Source organism: Streptomyces sp. NPDC055239, assembly GCF_053606205.1.
Genome location: NZ_JBSGRD010000001.1, coordinates 537,875 through 553,633, shown reverse-complemented (window position 1 = coordinate 553,633; position 15,759 = coordinate 537,875). Strand labels below are relative to the sequence as shown.

General features: G+C 70.6%; 14 protein-coding genes. 7 read left to right on the top strand and 7 right to left on the bottom strand.

Annotated features, from left to right (window positions below):
- Positions 1 to 275: 275 nt before the first annotated feature.
- From ACWFRJ_RS02350 to ACWFRJ_RS02335, 4 genes are all read right to left on the bottom strand, one after another.
- Complete coding sequence (locus tag ACWFRJ_RS02350) at positions 276 to 1,148, bottom strand: hypothetical protein (protein WP_453524288.1); 873 nt, start codon at positions 1,146 to 1,148, stop codon at positions 276 to 278.
- A gap of 614 nt (positions 1,149 to 1,762) precedes the next feature.
- Positions 1,763 to 3,064 (bottom strand): sensor histidine kinase, encoded by a 1,302-nt coding sequence (locus ACWFRJ_RS02345; RefSeq protein ID WP_453524286.1) that lies wholly within the window; start codon positions 3,062 to 3,064, stop codon positions 1,763 to 1,765.
- Between the two features lies 1 nt (position 3,065).
- Positions 3,066 to 3,719: a response regulator transcription factor gene (locus ACWFRJ_RS02340; protein ID WP_453524284.1), complete on the bottom strand. Its 654-nt coding sequence runs from the start codon at positions 3,717 to 3,719 to the stop codon at positions 3,066 to 3,068.
- 357 nt (positions 3,720 to 4,076) lie between these two features.
- Positions 4,077 to 7,010, bottom strand: a complete 2,934-nt coding sequence (locus ACWFRJ_RS02335; RefSeq protein WP_453524283.1) for a helix-turn-helix transcriptional regulator — start codon at positions 7,008 to 7,010, stop codon at positions 4,077 to 4,079.
- Positions 7,011 to 7,557: 547 nt separating this feature from the next.
- Here ACWFRJ_RS02335 and ACWFRJ_RS02330 point away from each other — a divergent pair.
- The gene (locus ACWFRJ_RS02330; RefSeq protein ID WP_453524281.1) at positions 7,558 to 8,343 is read left to right on the top strand and encodes an SAM-dependent methyltransferase; all 786 of its coding nucleotides are present in this window, start codon (positions 7,558 to 7,560) and stop codon (positions 8,341 to 8,343) included.
- 24 nt (positions 8,344 to 8,367) lie between these two features.
- Here ACWFRJ_RS02330 and ACWFRJ_RS02325 read toward each other — a convergent pair whose 3' ends face one another.
- On the bottom strand, positions 8,368 to 8,775 hold the full coding sequence (locus tag ACWFRJ_RS02325; RefSeq protein ID WP_453524279.1) for a winged helix-turn-helix transcriptional regulator: 408 nt from the start codon (positions 8,773 to 8,775) through the stop codon (positions 8,368 to 8,370).
- Positions 8,776 to 8,878: 103 nt separating this feature from the next.
- Between ACWFRJ_RS02325 and ACWFRJ_RS02320 the strand changes: the two genes are divergently transcribed.
- Complete coding sequence (locus ACWFRJ_RS02320) at positions 8,879 to 9,757, top strand: alpha/beta fold hydrolase (protein ID WP_453524277.1); 879 nt, start codon at positions 8,879 to 8,881, stop codon at positions 9,755 to 9,757.
- Positions 9,758 to 9,759: 2 nt separating this feature from the next.
- On the opposite strand, the gene ACWFRJ_RS02315 is transcribed toward ACWFRJ_RS02320, so the two are convergent.
- Together ACWFRJ_RS02315 and ACWFRJ_RS02310 are read right to left on the bottom strand one after the other, a co-directional pair.
- Positions 9,760 to 10,905, bottom strand: a complete 1,146-nt coding sequence (locus ACWFRJ_RS02315) for an FAD-dependent oxidoreductase (protein ID WP_453524275.1) — start codon at positions 10,903 to 10,905, stop codon at positions 9,760 to 9,762.
- A 48-nt stretch (positions 10,906 to 10,953) separates the two neighbouring features.
- On the bottom strand, positions 10,954 to 11,655 hold the full coding sequence (locus ACWFRJ_RS02310) for a TetR/AcrR family transcriptional regulator (RefSeq protein ID WP_453524273.1): 702 nt from the start codon (positions 11,653 to 11,655) through the stop codon (positions 10,954 to 10,956).
- Between the two features lie 241 nt (positions 11,656 to 11,896).
- On the opposite strand from ACWFRJ_RS02310, the gene ACWFRJ_RS02305 reads away from it, so the two are divergent.
- The 5 genes from ACWFRJ_RS02305 to ACWFRJ_RS02285 all read left to right on the top strand — a co-directional run bounded on the left by ACWFRJ_RS02305 (position 11,897) and on the right by ACWFRJ_RS02285 (position 15,728).
- Positions 11,897 to 12,370: an ATP-binding protein gene (locus tag ACWFRJ_RS02305; RefSeq protein ID WP_453524271.1), complete on the top strand. Its 474-nt coding sequence runs from the start codon at positions 11,897 to 11,899 to the stop codon at positions 12,368 to 12,370.
- Between the two features lie 54 nt (positions 12,371 to 12,424).
- The gene (locus tag ACWFRJ_RS02300) at positions 12,425 to 12,781 is read left to right on the top strand and encodes a DUF779 domain-containing protein (RefSeq protein ID WP_453524269.1); all 357 of its coding nucleotides are present in this window, start codon (positions 12,425 to 12,427) and stop codon (positions 12,779 to 12,781) included.
- Positions 12,782 to 12,980: 199 nt separating this feature from the next.
- Positions 12,981 to 14,165 (top strand): phosphodiester glycosidase family protein, encoded by a 1,185-nt coding sequence (locus ACWFRJ_RS02295; protein ID WP_453524267.1) that lies wholly within the window; start codon positions 12,981 to 12,983, stop codon positions 14,163 to 14,165.
- 85 nt (positions 14,166 to 14,250) lie between these two features.
- Positions 14,251 to 14,802 carry an RNA polymerase sigma factor gene (locus ACWFRJ_RS02290; RefSeq protein ID WP_453524265.1) on the top strand — a complete coding sequence of 184 codons (552 nt, stop codon included), beginning with the start codon at positions 14,251 to 14,253 and terminating at the stop codon, positions 14,800 to 14,802.
- Positions 14,799 to 15,728, top strand: a complete 930-nt coding sequence (locus ACWFRJ_RS02285; protein WP_453524263.1) for a hypothetical protein — start codon at positions 14,799 to 14,801, stop codon at positions 15,726 to 15,728. Before ACWFRJ_RS02290 ends, ACWFRJ_RS02285 begins: the two co-directional genes overlap by 4 nt.
- The last annotated feature ends 31 nt before the right edge of the window (positions 15,729 to 15,759 follow it).

The window sequence follows — 15,759 nt, the reverse complement described above, 5'->3', positions numbered from 1 at the left end:
TCCTCCTGCATCGGAATTACGGAACAGCCCTCGCTGATATGACGTGCAATTCGCTCACCCGCAGGACGATACCTTTCTGCATTCCCACCAACCAGGCCCGCAATTGGGCACGGAAAGGCGCGGAAAAGGGCGCGGGAAAGGGAGCTTTCAGGCACAGCGATGTACGTGCTGGAGCTCGCCACGGAAGTGAAGGTGCCCCTGGTCATGGGAATGTCATTGGACTGCGGGACCGGCGTCCAAGTGGGCGATCTGCTCACTTGGACACCCAAGGCGCCCTATGCCGTCTCGGCGACCTTGCGCTGGACGCGGACCGCGACCTCCGCCCACATCTCGGCGCACTCGTTGGCCAGGTGGGCCACGATCCGGCCGCAGTGCGGCGGGGTCCTGTCGATGATCTCGTCCCATTCCTCCGCGCTGATCGAGTGGATGTTGAGCAGCCGCAGCAGAATGCGGCCGGTCTCGCTGAAGCGCAGCGCCGGATCCGCGTTGAGGCGTTTGAGGACCGCGGCACGGTCCTGGACCGCGTCACGGACGGGTACGACGGTGGGTCCTGTGCCGCTCCTCGGGGCGCTCGTGAGGCCTTCGCCACCGCCCCGTTTCCCGCGCTGCGGCAGCGGGTCCTCGCCGCGCATCATCCGGTTGCGTACGTCGCGGACCGTCTCCGGGGAGATGGACGCGACCCGCGCGATCTGACGCAGGGACAACTGGGGGTTCTCCGCGATGAGTTCGCTCGCCACCCTGCGTCCCTCGGCGCCGTTGACCGGGCGCACCCGGCCGTCGTGGCCGATCCTGCCCGCTTCGCCGGCCTGCTCGGCCGGGGCCCGTCTGCGGATCTCCGCGACGGTACCCGGGGCGATGCCGCTCACCGAGGCGATCATGCGGTCCGACCACTGCGGGTGAGAGGCGATGATGCGTCCAGCGGCGCGCTTGCGGTCCGCCGTGGTCAGCGGCAGACCGTGCGTGACGTTGGACTCGACGGCGAGGACGAAGGCGTCGGCCGTGCCCCCTTCGAAGAACTTCACCGCGATCTTGCGTTGTCCTCGCAGTTCGGCGGCCCGCAAGCGGTGCAGTCCGTCGATGACACGCATGGTCGAGCGGTGCACGGTGATGGGCGGCAGCGGGCTCTGCACCACTGCCAGCGCTTCCACGTGTTCTTGATCTAATCCGGAGATGCGCGGTGAGTCGGCCGTCGACAGCGAACTGATCTCGATTTCGACGACCATAAGATGGTCGATCTGTGCATGCCCAGGTATTGCCAACTGAAATCCCCCTAGTGGTCTGTTTTCACCCGTGCGCGCATGACCGCCCGCCGGTCAGGATCGGCGCGGCATACGGGAGAGATCGACCATGAAGTAAGAAGTGATGCGCACTCAGAGGACCGGTTCAACCGGTGTCCGGGCGACGAACGAGGTGCATGGAAATACATCACCGCCACCGCGGTGATGAGCCCGAGCCACACACCCGTCGTCGATTCGCAGAACTACACCCGCACTCGGCGCCACTTCCCCTCCGTGGGGATTCTGCTCCGGTCCTGAACAAGAGCGGAATCCCACTGGCCGAACAACGCTCACCTTAACAACGCGCTTACAGGCCTGGTACCCCTCACTAGCAGAATTGATCTAGAGCTGGAAACCCCTATTCACCCCTATCGGGTGCCACGCCCGGCCCCGGCTCGCGCCGTCGGCGGTCGGGGTGTACGTCGATGATGCGGCCGCCCGAGCGCGAGGGGCCGTGACAACGCCAGGAGTTCGCGGCCGGACGCTCAGCGGATTGCCGGGTCATCGTCCGACTGCGCGATCTCCCGGTCGCGTTGGAGCGGGCCTGTACGCGGCGGGAAGGAGACCTCGATGGCGAGCCCGCCGCCGGGGCGGGCGTGAGCGCTGATCACGGCATCGTGAGCGGTGGCGATGGCGCGGACGATGGAGAGGCCGAGCCCGTGATGGCCGTCGCCCGCGGTGCGGCCCAGCCGCTGGAACGGTTCGAAGAGCTGCTCCACCTGGTCGGGCGGCACCTCGGGCCCGGTGTTGGCCACGGCGACGACCGCGCGCCCGGCGTCGGTGTGAGTGGTGATCTCCACGTGCCCGCCGGGGTTGTTGTAGCCCATCGCGTTGTCGACCAGGTTGGCCACGAGGCGTTGGACGAGCGCCGTGTCGCCCGACGCTTCGGCGGGCCCGATCGTGGTCTCGATGCGCAGTTCCCGCCGCCCCGCCTCCGGGCGCGAGGCCTCCACGACCTCCTCGGCGACGTCCGCGAGGTCGAGCGGTTCGCGGTGGTCGAGGCCGCGCTCGCTGCTGGACAGGGTGAGCAGCGACTCCAGGAGGCGGGCCTGCTGCTTGCTGATCTCGAGGAGCCGTTCGAAGTTCGACCGGAACGACTCGCGGGTGGCGTCGCGGTCGATGAGGGACTCCTCGAGGAGCGCGTGCTCCAGGGTGAGCGGCGTACGCAGCTCGTGCGCGGCGTTGGCGACGAAGCGTTTGTGGGAGTCGAGAGCCGTCTCCAGGCGGCCGAGGAGTCCGTCGACGGTGTCGGCGAGGTCCTTCAGCTCGTCGGCAGGACCGACGACGGCAAGCCGCTCGTGCACGTTGCGGGCCGAGATGCGCTGGATGCTGCCCGTCATCGTGCGCAGGGGACGCAGGACGCGCCCGGCGACCAGCCAGCCGAGGACGATCGCGATCACGGCCATGATCGCCAGCGCGATGCCCGACTGGACAAGGAGGTGGTCCATCTCGATCTCGTGCTGGCGGAGCGCCTGGTCGCGCAGTTGCTGCGTGATGTCGTTCAGCTGGACGGACGAGTTGGCCTCGGGATAGCCGAGGTAGAGCCGCCCGTCCGCGCCCGGCGAGAGCACGGGTTCGCCGCCCCGGTTCTTGACGAGGACGAGGTTCGCCGGAGTGCGGGCGACGAGCAGATTGGTGATGGCGAGCAGCACCACGCCCGAGGCGACGAACAGCACCCCGTACAGGAGGGTCAGGCGGACGCGGACGCGCCGTGGCAGCAGTCGGCGGACCAGTCCCTGTGACACGGTGACGAGCGAGCGCAGGCGCATGGACATGGGCATGGGCATCTCAAATCCGGTAGCCGCCCCGGGGAACGGTCTCGATCACGGGCGGGTCGCCGAGCTTGGGGCGCAGCCGGTTGATGGTCGCCTTGACCGTCGTGGTGAACGGATCGGCCGCCTCGTCCCACACCCGCTCCAGGAGTTCCTCCGCCGGCACCACCCGGCCCTGGGCTGCGAGCAGATACTCCAGGACCGCGAATTCCTTGGGGGTCAGCGCGAGGCGCACTCCGCCGCGCGACGCGATCCGCTGGGCCGGGTCGAGCCGCAGGTCGCCCTGTTCGAGGATCGGCGGCAGCGCGGGCTGCGAGCGCCGGGCGAGTGCGCGGATGCGGGCGACGAGTTCGGCGTACGCGAAGGGCTTGGGGAGGTAGTCGTCCGCGCCGAGGCTGAATCCCTCCACCCGGTGGGCGATCGTGCCGGACGCGGTGAGCATCAGGACCCTGGCGTGCATCGGCTGGGTGGCGAGCGCGCTGCACACCTGGTCGCCGTGGACCCCGGGGAGGTCCCGGTCGAGCACGACCACGTCGTAGTCGACAACCGTTGTGCGCTCCAGTGCGTCCGAACCGTCATAGACGACATCGACCGCCATCCCTTCACGACGGAGCACGCGCGCCACCGAATGCGCGAGCTCGGCGTGATCCTCGACCACCAGTACCCTCATCGCCCACCCCTCGTCGGGCACGTCACGAACGGAGGGGAGGAGTGGCGGACAACGCCGCCGCGGCAGAGGCTGATCATGCGGCACCACGTTGCCCGATCCCACGTCACACACCGGTCACAGCTCCGGCGACGGCCCCCCGCCAACGTGCTCTCGTGTTCTGCCTTCCGCTGGCGAAGCCTACCGCCGCGGTGGCGGATCCTCCGGTCACAGATTCGCGGACCGCAGTGTGACCGGCCACCACGTAGAAACGGAAGCGCGTTCGCAACGCCCGTACATGGAAAGCCCGTTCGTGGTCGGAGAGAGGAGATGCAGGCCGTGGTCACCAACCCGCACGGCGACCCGCATCTCCCGCATCCTCTACACGACGCGAAGACGGTCACAGGCCCCGCCCCCGCCGTCCTTCCGCCCCTCGCGGCGCCCTTCCCGGCGTCCCTCCCGCCTGCCGGGCACCGCGACGGGTACGAGAACGGGGCTGAGTTTCGCCGCCAGGTCAGCCCTGCGTTGGACGGCGAGCTTGCGGTAGGCGCGCGTGAGGTGCTGCTCGACGGTACTGATCGTGATGAACAGCTTGTCGGCGATCTGCCGGTTGGTGTGGCCGCGGGCCGCGAGCGTAGCCACGCGCAGCTCCGCGTCGCTGAGCTCGTCGGCCTTGCGGCGGGCGCCGGACGGCCATGGCTCGGCGGCGGTGAGGGCGTTCCCGGTGTCGGCCACCGACGACACTCTGGGGACGGGAACCCCGCACTCCCGCCCCAACTGCTGTGCCTTGCGGGCCAGCGCCCGTGCCTGACCGCTGTTGCCGAGCTCGCGATGGGCGCGGGCCAGCTCGTCCGTCGCGCGGGCCAGCTCCACGCGGTGGCCGCGCTCCCGCAGGATGTCGATGGCTTCGCCGAGGAGCGGCAGCCGTCGCCCCGGGCGGAGCGCACTCGCCAGGACCCGCAGCGAGACGCCCCGCGTCCACGCCTCCGGGCCGGTTCTGCCGCCGAACAGGGCCAGTTGCTCCTGCGCGAGCGTCCGGGCCCGGTCCTCGTCACCGAGCAGCAGGTGGGCCTCGGCCGCGTCGGTCCGCCACGGGACGAGGGCGGGCAGGTCGAACTCCCAGCGGGCCATGAGGTCGCCGCAGGCGTGGAAGTCGTCGAGCGCGGCATAGGGGCGTCCGGCGGCGAGGTAGTAGTGACCGCGCGCCCGGAGGTAGAGCAGTCCGTCGGGAGTGTGGAACGCCGTCTCCGGTATGGGGACGCTCAGTTGGGCTCCGGCCTCGTCGAGGCGGCCCATGGCGGTCTTGGCGTAGACCGAGGTGGCGATCGGCGACGCGATGGCCACGCCCCAGCCCTCGGGCGGTACGAGCGTGACCGCCAGGTCCGCGGACTCCGCCGCGGCGGCGAGCCCGCCCAGCCTGAGTTCGATGCGCGCCTTGGCCGCGGCGAGCAGGGCCTGCCACATGGGTGCGCGGCGCTCGGCGGCCTCCTTGCACAGGGTCTCGCACCAGAAGGCCGCCGTGTCCAGACGGTCGGCGAGGACAAGGGAGTTGAGGGCGACCATGAGCGCCGTCAGCGTGCCGTCGTCGAGGCGGGTGCTCTGCAGTATCTGCTCCGCCCGGACCACCACGTCGTCGCCCGCGCCGTCGAGAACCGACTTCATCAGGGTCGCCGCACGCTGATGGGGACTGCGTGCCGGCGTCCGGGCGCGCCGCTCGGTCTCGCCGTGGTGGGCACGGGCGCGGGCGGATCCGGGGAGCCCCGGATATTCGTACGCCATCCAGGACCGGACGGAGTCGAGCCCGCGCGAGGCTTCCGCCTCCGGCTGTCGGGAGACCTCGGTCCCGGCCCCGGTGTTGGTTCCGGTGCCGTTCCGCTCGGCGGCGCCGAGTATCTCCAGGGCCTGCTCCACCTGGCCGAACCAGAGCAGGTGGCAGACGAGTTCGAGGGTCTGCCGGCCGCCGAGGCCGCCCTCGAGCGCGTCGGCGGTGAGCTCGGGCAGGTGCCGGGCGGCGGTGGCCGGGTTCTGCCGCCATCCGGCCCGGGTGAGCGCCTCCCTGATCGCCACGGACTGCCGGGCGTCGGTGCAGGTGTCGCGGGCCGCGCGCAGGCAGGTGAGGGCCAGCTCTACCTCGTCGTCGGCCAGCGCGCGCTCGGCGGCTTCGAGGAGCGTGCTGAGCGCCCATGGGGCGTCGATGGGTTCGGCCGCGATCAGATGCTGCACCACCACGGTCGCCGCCTCGCCGTGCTCGTGCAGCACTTGGGCGACGCGGGCCTCGAGGCGGGCGCGGTGTGCGGGCTCCATGCTCCGCAGGACCGCCGCCTTGCCCGCTTCGTGGCGGAACCAGCCGGAGTCGAGCAGCCCCGCGTCGTTCAGTGCGCGCAGGCTGCGGTGGACCGACTCCCGGCTGGTTCCCAGGACTTCGACCAGTTCGGCGAGCGGCACGTCAGGGCCGACCACCGCAAGGGCCCACGCGGTGTGCCGCGTCGACACGTCGTTGCGGAACAGGCCGGTGGCGACGGCCCGTGCGAAGGCCTCGCCCGGCACGAGGTTCGCGGGCCCGCACCCGCCGCCGTCCGACGCACGGCGGTCCTCGATCAACGCCCGCGTGAGGAGCGGGTTCCCGCCGCCCGTCCGATGGAGCTCCGAGACAAGCTGGCGCGTCCCCCACCCCTCGCCACCGAATCCGGAGATCATTTCGGCCACTCCATGCCGCCCGAGTGGCCCGAGTCTGATACTGCGGCAGCCCGGCAGGCGCAGCAAGTCAACGTGTAATCGCGTATTTCCGGCCAGAAATCCGTTGTTCTCTCCCAGGACCACCAGAATGCGGCTGGCGTCAAGTCTGCGGGCCAGGTACAGGACGCATTCCAGGGAGTGTCTGTCGGCGTGATGCACGTCGTCGATGCTGAGGACCACCGGCCTTTCTCTGGCCTGCTCCAGGACAATCCCGCAGAGCTTGGGAATCTCATTCATCATGGCGGCGGGCAACACCCCCTCGGCCCGCCGAATCTGTGCGGCCACCGCCATCAGCTCCACGAGGTGGGCCGCCCGCTTGGCGTCGGCCCCCGACAGATCCGCGCCGAGCAGCAACTGCCCCATCACGCCAAGAGGCAGATCGCTCTCCGCCTCCGACGCCGTGGCCTGCAGGAACAATGCACCCGCAGCATTCGCGCGTTCACTGAACGCGCGCAACAGCGCGGTTTTCCCGCTGGCCACCGCGCCGCTTACCAAGAGAACTCCACCATGCCCCGCCATGCAGGCGTCGAGCATGCCATCCATGATCGAGAATTCTTCCCCACGCTCCACCAAGTTCATGAGCCGACTTCTCCCCCGCGCCTGACGGCTGATCCTAGAGCGGCCGGACGGTCAGCCGGTTCTCACCTTTCGACTTGTCCGGCCACTTGCTTGAATACTCTGCCATATCTGAAAATCAACCACCAGCGTTATTTGACTCAATGGTGTCGAATAACCGTCGTGAACGCGCCACTTGGCCGATGACCGGACCTCCTTGTTCCATATCGACGACAAACTCGTGCGATATTGCCGGGGGCGCGGAAAACAATGGATTTTCGGCAGGTTCTCCCGGAGTAACGCAAAGAGACGCCAGAGACTCCAGACAACCCCTGTGACGGTTGAACCGACAGAACGATTGGCGCGATCGGCACGGCACGGCCGCACGGGGCGTGACTGATTCATCGCCCTCACGCGCCCGCGACGGCGTCCGCACCGCCCATCGCTCCCCCACTGTGTGCGACGCCTCCGTGACCTGCGGCGATGGATGCCCAACACCCCATGCTCAAGGTGATGTTGCTGTGGCAGACTGCGGCAATCCAAGCGTCTCTCAGCAGCAACGGAGTACGTCATGAACGCAGATGCGCCCAGGCCGACGATCGACACCAGCCACCCGCATCCCGCGCGTGTCTACGACTGGCTGCTCGGCGGCAAGGACAACTACCCCGTCGACGAGTCGGTGGGTGAGAGGCTGCCGCCCGAGGCGAAGGACGCCGCGCGGCAGAACCGCGCGTTCATGAACCGCGCGGCCGCCTGGCTCGCCTCCCAGGGCGTGGACCAGTTCCTCGACATCGGCACCGGGATCCCCACCGCGCCGAACCTGCACCAGATAGTCCAGGAGGTCGTGCCGTCGGCGCGGGTCGTCTACACCGACAACGACCCCATCGTGCTGCGCCATGCGGAGGCCCTGCTGGTCAGCAGTCCCGAGGGGATGACCGACTACATCCAGGCGGATGTCCGCGAGCCGCAGGAGATCCTCGACCACGCCCGCACCCTGCTCGACTTCGAGCGCCCGATCGCCCTCTCCCTGATCGCGCTCATGCACTTCCTGCCCGACGACCAGGACCCGTACGGCATCGTGGGCACACTGGTCGGCGCCCTGCCCTCCGGCAGCCACCTGGTCCTCTCGCACGCCTCGTCCGACATCTTCCCGGAGCTGTCCGCGCAGGTCACGGCGGAGTACGCGAAGGGCGGCATCGAGCTCGGCTTCCGCACCCGCGCCGAGTTCGGCCGCTTCTTCGACGGCCTCGACCTCGTCGAGCCGGGCCTGGTGACGGCCACGGAGTGGTTCAAGGACACCGCACGGCCGGACGCGTCGGACGGGGGGATCTACGCGGCGGTGGCGCGCATTCCCTGACCCGCACCTCGTACGCCTCAGCCATCAGCCGTCACCCGCGCCGTCGCCCGCCGCTTCGCCCCGCTCATTGGCGCGGTCGATCTCCGCCATGTGCTCCTCGGCCCATGCCCTGACCGCCGCGAGCGGGACCTCAAGGGAAAGCCCCAGGCCGGTCAGCCGGTAGTGCACGCGTGGCGGCACCGTCGGCTCCACCCGGCGGGCGACCAGGCCGTCGCGCGCCATGCCCTGCAGGGTCGTGGACAGCATCTTCTGCGATACGCCCGGCATCCGGCGCCGCAGCTCGGCGAAGCGCACCTCGTCCGGCTCCGCCTCCGCGAGGACCTTGACCGCCATCGACGTCCACTTCGTACCGATGCGGTCGAGGAGCCGACGCGTCGGGCAGTCGGGATCGAAGAGATCGCCGCGCGCCCCCGCCTTGGGAGAGGTGGTCACCTCGGGCTCACCACCTGTCGGGAAAGTGCCTTCTTGGCAGGCCAGGCACGGTTACCTAGCCTCATGTGGTCACCAATGGTAACTACCTCGGAGCCGACCCACCATGCACCTCCCCTCAGCGGAATCCGCCGCGCCCGACATCTCCCTGCGGCAGATCACCACCAACGGAATCACGGCCAACGTGGCTATCGCGGGCACCGGCCCCGCCGTCCTGCTGCTCCACGGCTTCCCCCACACCTGGCAGCTCTGGAGCGAGGTCATTGCGCAGCTCGCCCTGCGGCACCGCGTCATCGCCCCGGATCTGCGCGGACTCGGCGCCAGCACGCGCGCGGCCGACGGCTACGACGCGGGCACCCTGGCCACCGACGCCGAAGGTCTCCTCGACGCGCTCGGGGAGCGCAGCGCGGCGGTCGTCGGCATCGACGCGGGCACACCGCCCGCCTTCCTTCTCGCGCACCGACGACCCGACCTCGTACGCAGGCTCGTCGTCATGGAGTCACTCCTGGGGCCGCTGCCCGGCGCGGAGGACTTCCTCGCCGGTGGCCCGCCCTGGTGGTTCGGCTTCCACTCGGTGCCGGGGCTCGCCGAAAGTGTTCTGGCCGGGCACGAGGCGGAGTACGTCGACTGGTTCCTGAGCAGCGGCACGCAGGGCCGCGGTGTCCCCGACCACGCCCGGGAGGCCTTCCTCGGCGCCTACACCGGCCACGACGCCCTGCGCTGCGCCTTCTCCCACTACCGGGCCATGCCCACGAGCGGACGGCAGATCCAGGATGCCGCCGCACACGCCCGGCTCACCGTGCCGACGATGGCGATCGGCTCCCACCCCGTCGGAGCGGCACTCGAACGGCAGCTGCGCCCCATCACCGACGACCTGACCGGCCATCTCATCGAGGACTGCGGCCACATCATCCCGCTTGACCGCCCCCAGGCTCTGCTCGACCTGCTCGGCCCCTTCCTCGCCGCCGATCACCCCGGCCGATAGGACTAATTACCGGCGAACATGTCGAGGAGGCCCTGCGGCGCGTCGGCCCGGAAGCAGCGGACGAGGCTGTCGGCGGACTCGACGGCGGCGTTCTCGCTGCGCGGGAACAGCGCCTCTTCGTAGGCGGCGAGCGCGGCTTCGGTGTCACCGGGGCGCGCGGCGACGGCACCGGCGAGTTCGGCCCCGTCGAACATGGCGAGGTTGGCGCCCTCCCCCGCGAAGGGGGACATGAGGTGGGCCGCGTCGCCGAGCAGCGTGACGCCCGGGACGCGGTCCCAGCGGTGGCCGATCGGCAGGGTGTGGATGCGGCGCGGGATCAGCGCTCCGTCGGCGTCGGCGACGAGCGCCTGGAGGCTCTTGTCCCAGCCGGCGAAGTGCTCAAGTACGGCGGCCTTGGCGAGGTCGGTGCGGTCGGCGGTGAAGTCGACGGAGGAGATCCAGTCCTCCGCGACCTTGAGCGCGGTGTAGATGTGCAGGCTGCCGTCGATCTCGCGGTGGCCGAGAAATCCCTTGCCCTCGCTGAGCGCGAAGAGCATGCCGCCGCCCACGACGGCGGCGCTGCCGGGGTGCCGGACATCGGCGTCGACGAGGTCCACCTCGACGAAGGAGATGCCGGAGTAGGCGGGGGAAGCATCCGAGACCAAGGGGCGGATCCGGGACCAGGCTCCGTCGGCGCCGATGAGCAGATCGGTGGTGAAGGTGGAGCCGTCGGCGAGGGTCACCTCGTGGCGACCGCCACCGAGCGGACGCGCCCCCGTGACCTTCGCACCCCAGTGAAGGGCGCCGTCGGGCAGCGAACCGAGCAGGAGGTCGCGCAGTTGACCACGTTCGACCTCGGGGCGCCCGCCGTCCCCGTCGTCCGCCTCCTCCATGCGGACGACGGCGTCCTTGTCGAGGACGCGCATGGCCTGGCCACCGGAGTGGATGAGCGCGCGGAACTCGTCGTACAGGTCGGCGGCGCGCAGGGCCGCCTGCCCGGACTCCTCGTGGATGTCGAGCATGCCGCCCTGGCCGCGGGCGGCCTGTGACGCCTCCAGGTCGTACAGGGCGGCGTCGATGCCGTTGACGTGCAGGACGCGGGCGAGGGTGAGGCCTCCGAGGCCCGCGCCGACGATGGCGATGGGGTGGTGGGGGTGGTGCGTGGTCATGGCATTGCTCCTTGGTGCGGTGGGGGGTGCGGTGGGGGGTGTCGGCGCTCAGTTCCGGATGTCGTCGGCCGGGACAGGCGTGCTCAGGATTCCGTTGATCAGCGTGCGGAAGCCCCAGGAGATGCGGGCCTCCGGTCGGCCGGACAAGAGCTCGGCAGCCAGCCTGGCGACATGCGGGTGGGACTCTTGGGACGCGCCCCTCAGCGCTCCGGCGACCGCGTCCCACTCCCCCTGGGCGGCGCCGGGGGCCCGGTCGTCCGGGGCGTGCTCGGCGGCGGTCGCCGTGGCGTACTGCAGCAGCAGATCGACACCCCAGGCCGCCTGTCCGGGCGGGACCCCGCCCTCGTCGAGCAGGGCGAGCAGCGTCTCGATCAGACGCAGGTAGTGCTCACCGCTCGGCCGCGCCACCAGCGCGGCCCTGGCGAGGCCGCGATATCGGAAGAGCACGTCGGTGTAGGAGGTGAGCACCTTCTCCAGGCGCTCGCGCCAGTCGCCTCCGTCCGGCGCCGCATCGACCGTGCCGAGGAGCTCGTCGAGGATCGCCGCGTGCAGCTCGGCGGTGTTGCGGACGTAGACGTAGAGGGAGGCGGGCCCGGTGTCGAGCTCCTGGGCGAGCCGGCGCATGGTCACCTTGCCCAGGCCGTCGGCGCGCATGATCTCCACCGCGGCGGCCACGATCCCGGCCCGTGTCAGGGCCGGTTTCGCCGGGCGCTCACGGCGGCTGCGCGGGGCATCGGAATCAGCTGTCATACGACCAGCATAACGAACATGTTCGTTACGAGCACGTTCGGACCGAACATGTTCGTCACAGGAGGTCGCCCACAGGCTCTCCCGGCGCGGTGACATTCACGCTTGCAGGGGCTTGGTTGGCGATCATCAGGGGCGGGCATCACCGTGGGGCAGGATCGACCACGCAAGACATGCCGGGGGCCCGGTGAGTGGATCCCGTCACGAGCACACCGGTTGTCCCAGGGGAGGGAAGTGAGTCGCCATGCGTGCGCACCAGCGCGCCCATCGGCACGTCGCCCGCGTCGAGTACGCACTGCCGCAGGAAGCCGCATCGGCCGGCCGGGCGCGGAGGTTGACCTCCGCGTTCCTGACCCGGCCCCGTCGGCACCTGACGGAAGTGGACGCCGAACGGGTGGACGATGCCACGCTGATCGTGTCCGAACTCGTCGCCAACGCCACCCAGCACGGCCGCAGCTCCTGCCGCCTGCGCCTCGAGGTGTCCGACGACCACGTGACCGTCGAAGTCCACGACGCGAGCCCCGTCGGCCCACGCGTCCTCAAGCCGAGCACCGAGCGGGACAGCGGACGGGGCCTCGCGATGGTGCGGCACCTCGCCGCGCGCCTCGAGGTCGTCGGCAGCGGCCGCCGCGGCAAGGCGGTCCGCGCGGTGCTCGCCCTACGACACCTGGAGCCCCGGCCTCGGCTGCAACCTCCGCGCAACCTCGTCCGGAGTTGACTTGGCCACCGCCTCGACGGCGGCCCGGCGACCCTGACCAAGGAGCGGCAGCCCATGACCGACGACCCGCGCGTGGAGCTGACCCCCGCCGCAGCCGATCTGCTGCGGCGGCTGCGGGAGGCCCACGGACCGCTGATGTTCCATCAGTCCGGCGGCTGCTGCGACGGCAGCGCGCCCATGTGCTTCCCGGAGGGTGAGTTCCGGACCGGCGACTCCGATGTGCGCCTGGCGTCGCTCGACGTCGAAGGGGTCGCGGAACCGGTCGCGTTCTGGATGTCGAGGAGTCAGTACGACGTGTGGAGCCATACGCGGCTGATCGTCGACGTGGTGCCGGGCCGCGGCAGCGGCTTCTCCCTCGAAGCCCCGGAAGGCGTACGTTTCCTCATTCGTTCCCGGTTGATCAGCGCCTAGCCACCGGCCCTGCACCCGTCCGGCGGTGCCCTCTGGTGCGCTCTTGGACCGGCCCTCACACTGGGGCAGTTGGTCGGCCAGGGCGACTTCAGGGGGCACGGTGGCGACACGGCGCAAGCAGACCTCAAGACGGTTCAGAACGGCGAGAGTCGCACTCTCGGCACTCACGGCATTCGGCACGCTGGCCGGTGCCGCTCTGATGGGAGCGGCACCGGCCAGCGGCGTGGAGGCGGACGGAAAGACGGCGACGTCACGGATCGCGCCGGGCGTGCAGTACTGGCACTTCGACATCTCGGCGTCCCACGGCACGACCCGCGCGCACGTACTCGACATCGACCTGAACGATCCCAGGACCGGCGTCGGACTGCTCTATCCGGGTGAAGTAGGCGCCCGTTCCGCCGTCTCCACCCTCGCGGACGGGGCGGGAGCGGTAGGCGGAATCAACGGCGACTTCTTCAACATCTCCGAGGGCCAGCATCCGGGCGTCGAAGCCACCGGTGCGCCCGTCGGCCCGGCGGTCGCCCAAGGCCGCGTCCTCAAGGGTGCGGTGCCGGACGGTCAGCGCTTCGGCCCCGCGATGCCTCCCGGCGTGACCACCCAAGCGGTGCTCGGCGTGGGCTTCGACCGCCGGGCCCGTCTGGACAGCCTCCGGCTCGAAGGCGAAGTACGCACCAGCCAGACCCGCCTGCCGCTCGGCGGGCTCAATCAGTACGCCCTTCCCGTGGGTTCCGTCGGCGCGTTCACCAGCGACTGGGGCAGCACCTCCCGGGTGCGCTCCACCTGCGGCACCGACACGAATCGCGGCGCCCCCTGCAGCACGGACACTCATGAGGTGACGGTGCGCGGCGGCCGTGTCGTGGAGTCGGCGGACACGCCCGGCAGCGGACCCGTCGCCGCGGGCAGCACGGTCCTCGTCGGGCGTGAGGCGGGCGCGCAGGAGTTGCGCAAGCTCTCGATCGGCGACCGGGTGCACGAGTGGCACCGTCTGGTGGCGGCCCAGTCGCACATCCCGTTCCGTTTCGCGCTCGGCGGCTTTCCGGTACTGCGCGGCGGCGCCCCGCTGCCCGGCCTCGACTCCGTCACCTCGGCCGTGCGGACGGCCGCCGGAATCTCCGCCGACGGCAGACGCCTTCTGCTCCTCTCCCTCGACGGCTCCCCCGAGTTCCGTACGGGGCTGACCATCGCCGAAGTGGCGCAGACGCTGCGGGGGTTGGGCGCGCAGGAGGGCTTCAGCCTGGACGGCGGCGGTTCCTCCACGCTGGTCTCGTCCGCCACCCTGGTCGCGAGGGCCCCGGGCGCGGAGGCCGTCACCGTACGCAATCACCCGAGCGGAGGCGCCGAACGCCCGGTGGCGAACGGCATCGGCGTGTTCTCGCGCGGCTAGCCGGTGACGGGGCGCGAACGCAGGTCGGGGATCTCGACAAGTAGGGGGTGAGACCGCCGACCGGCGGTACGGATACGGAGGTCCCGTGACCACGGACCTGGACGACGAGGAGCTGCTGGCCCGCACCGCGCGGGACCCGGCAGCCTTCGAACCGCTGGTGGTGCGCCACTCGGCGGCTCTCCACGGCTACTTCGCACGCCGGGCACCCGCTGCCGCCGACGACCTGCTCGCCGAGCTCTGGCTCCAGGCGTACGCGGCCCGCAGCGGCTTCGACGCGGCCCGCGGACCGGCGAGGGCCTGGCTGTTCGGCGTGGCCCGCAACGTGTTGTCGGCGCATTGGCGGCGGGTCGAGCGGCAGCGCCCTGGACTGCCGGGGGACGGCCGTGACGACCCGTGGGAGGCGGTGGACGCGCGGCTCGACGCGGCGGCGGTGGCTCCGCACCTTCGCGAGCTCCTTGCCGGACTCCCGCCGGAGGAAAGGGAGTTGCTGCTTCTGGTCGCCTGGGAGCAGCTCACTCCTGGCGAGGCCGCCGCGGCGGTCGGCATTCCCGCGGGGACGGCTCGCTCACGGCTGCACCGCGCCCGTACCCGGCTGCGCGCGAGCGCGCCCCTCAAGCTGACTGGAGACCTGACATGACCGAACGCGGTGACCTTCTCGACTTTCCCGGTGCCGAAGAGCTGATCGCGGCGGGTGACGTGGCGCCTCCCGCTCCCGAAGCGGTGGCGGCCGCACAGACCGCTCTGGCGCAGGCGGTACGCCGCGAGACGACCGCTGCCGTGATCCCGCTGCGTGGCCGCGTGGTTCCGCGCCGGCGCAGGTTCCTGGTCGCGGCGGCCGCGGTGGCCGCGATCACCGCGGGCGCCGTGGCGTACCCGGCCCTCGATCTGGGCGGGAGCCCCGCGGCCACCGCGTCGGCGGCCCAGTTCCTGGACGACATGGCGGCCGTCGCGGCGGACTCACCGGCCGCCGCCTCGTCCCCGTACTGGAAGGTCCGTATGGCGACGGTGAACCAGGACGACGGGAAGAGGACGACGACCACCTTCTTCGACCGGGCGGGCCGCATCTGGACGGTGGACGCGAACGGCACGGTCCACAAGCCCGGCAAGGGGAGCAAGACCAAGACGTGGCCCGTGGGCGAGAAGCGGCTGACCTGGCCCGCGCTCGACAAGTTGCCCACGGGTCAGAAGGCGCTGACCGCGCTCTTCCCGAAGGACTCAGCGAGCCGTCTCCACCAGGTGGCGATCATGCTGGAGGACTCGCCCGCGAGCCCCGAGCTGCGTGCCACCCTCTTCCGGATCCTCGCGGACACCCCCGGCGTGAAGCTGATCGGTGACGTCGAGGACAGCAAGGGACGCCCTGGCGTCGCCTTCGAGATCAGGCGGTCGACGATCGGGTACGCGACCGGGCCGGGCAAGGACGTGAAGTACCGGACGACGGACCGCTACATCGTCGACCCGGACACCGGCATCCTCCTGGAGACGACCCACAAGGGCGAAGGCAAGGACGTCTCCACGGACCGCTACACATGGCTGGACCTGGGCCCGGCCGACCGCGTCGGCTGAACCCGGGCAGCCCGTCGTGCGAGTGCGGGCG

Excerpts from the sequence above, each read along its gene's own strand:
- ACWFRJ_RS02345 (WP_453524286.1), bottom strand. The coding sequence starts at position 3,064 with ATGCCCATGCCCATGTCCATGCGCCTGCGCTCGCTCGTCACCGTGTCA.
- ACWFRJ_RS02340 (WP_453524284.1), bottom strand. The coding sequence starts at position 3,719 with ATGAGGGTACTGGTGGTCGAGGATCACGCCGAGCTCGCGCATTCGGTG.
- ACWFRJ_RS02335 (WP_453524283.1), bottom strand. The coding sequence starts at position 7,010 with ATGAACTTGGTGGAGCGTGGGGAAGAATTCTCGATCATGGATGGCATG.
- ACWFRJ_RS02330 (WP_453524281.1), top strand. The coding sequence starts at position 7,558 with ATGAACGCAGATGCGCCCAGGCCGACGATCGACACCAGCCACCCGCAT.
- ACWFRJ_RS02320 (WP_453524277.1), top strand. The coding sequence starts at position 8,879 with ATGCACCTCCCCTCAGCGGAATCCGCCGCGCCCGACATCTCCCTGCGG.
- ACWFRJ_RS02315 (WP_453524275.1), bottom strand. The coding sequence starts at position 10,905 with ATGACCACGCACCACCCCCACCACCCCATCGCCATCGTCGGCGCGGGC.
- ACWFRJ_RS02310 (WP_453524273.1), bottom strand. The coding sequence starts at position 11,655 with ATGACAGCTGATTCCGATGCCCCGCGCAGCCGCCGTGAGCGCCCGGCG.
- ACWFRJ_RS02305 (WP_453524271.1), top strand. The coding sequence starts at position 11,897 with ATGCGTGCGCACCAGCGCGCCCATCGGCACGTCGCCCGCGTCGAGTAC.
- ACWFRJ_RS02300 (WP_453524269.1), top strand. The coding sequence starts at position 12,425 with ATGACCGACGACCCGCGCGTGGAGCTGACCCCCGCCGCAGCCGATCTG.
- ACWFRJ_RS02295 (WP_453524267.1), top strand. The coding sequence starts at position 12,981 with ATGGGAGCGGCACCGGCCAGCGGCGTGGAGGCGGACGGAAAGACGGCG.
- ACWFRJ_RS02285 (WP_453524263.1), top strand. The coding sequence starts at position 14,799 with ATGACCGAACGCGGTGACCTTCTCGACTTTCCCGGTGCCGAAGAGCTG.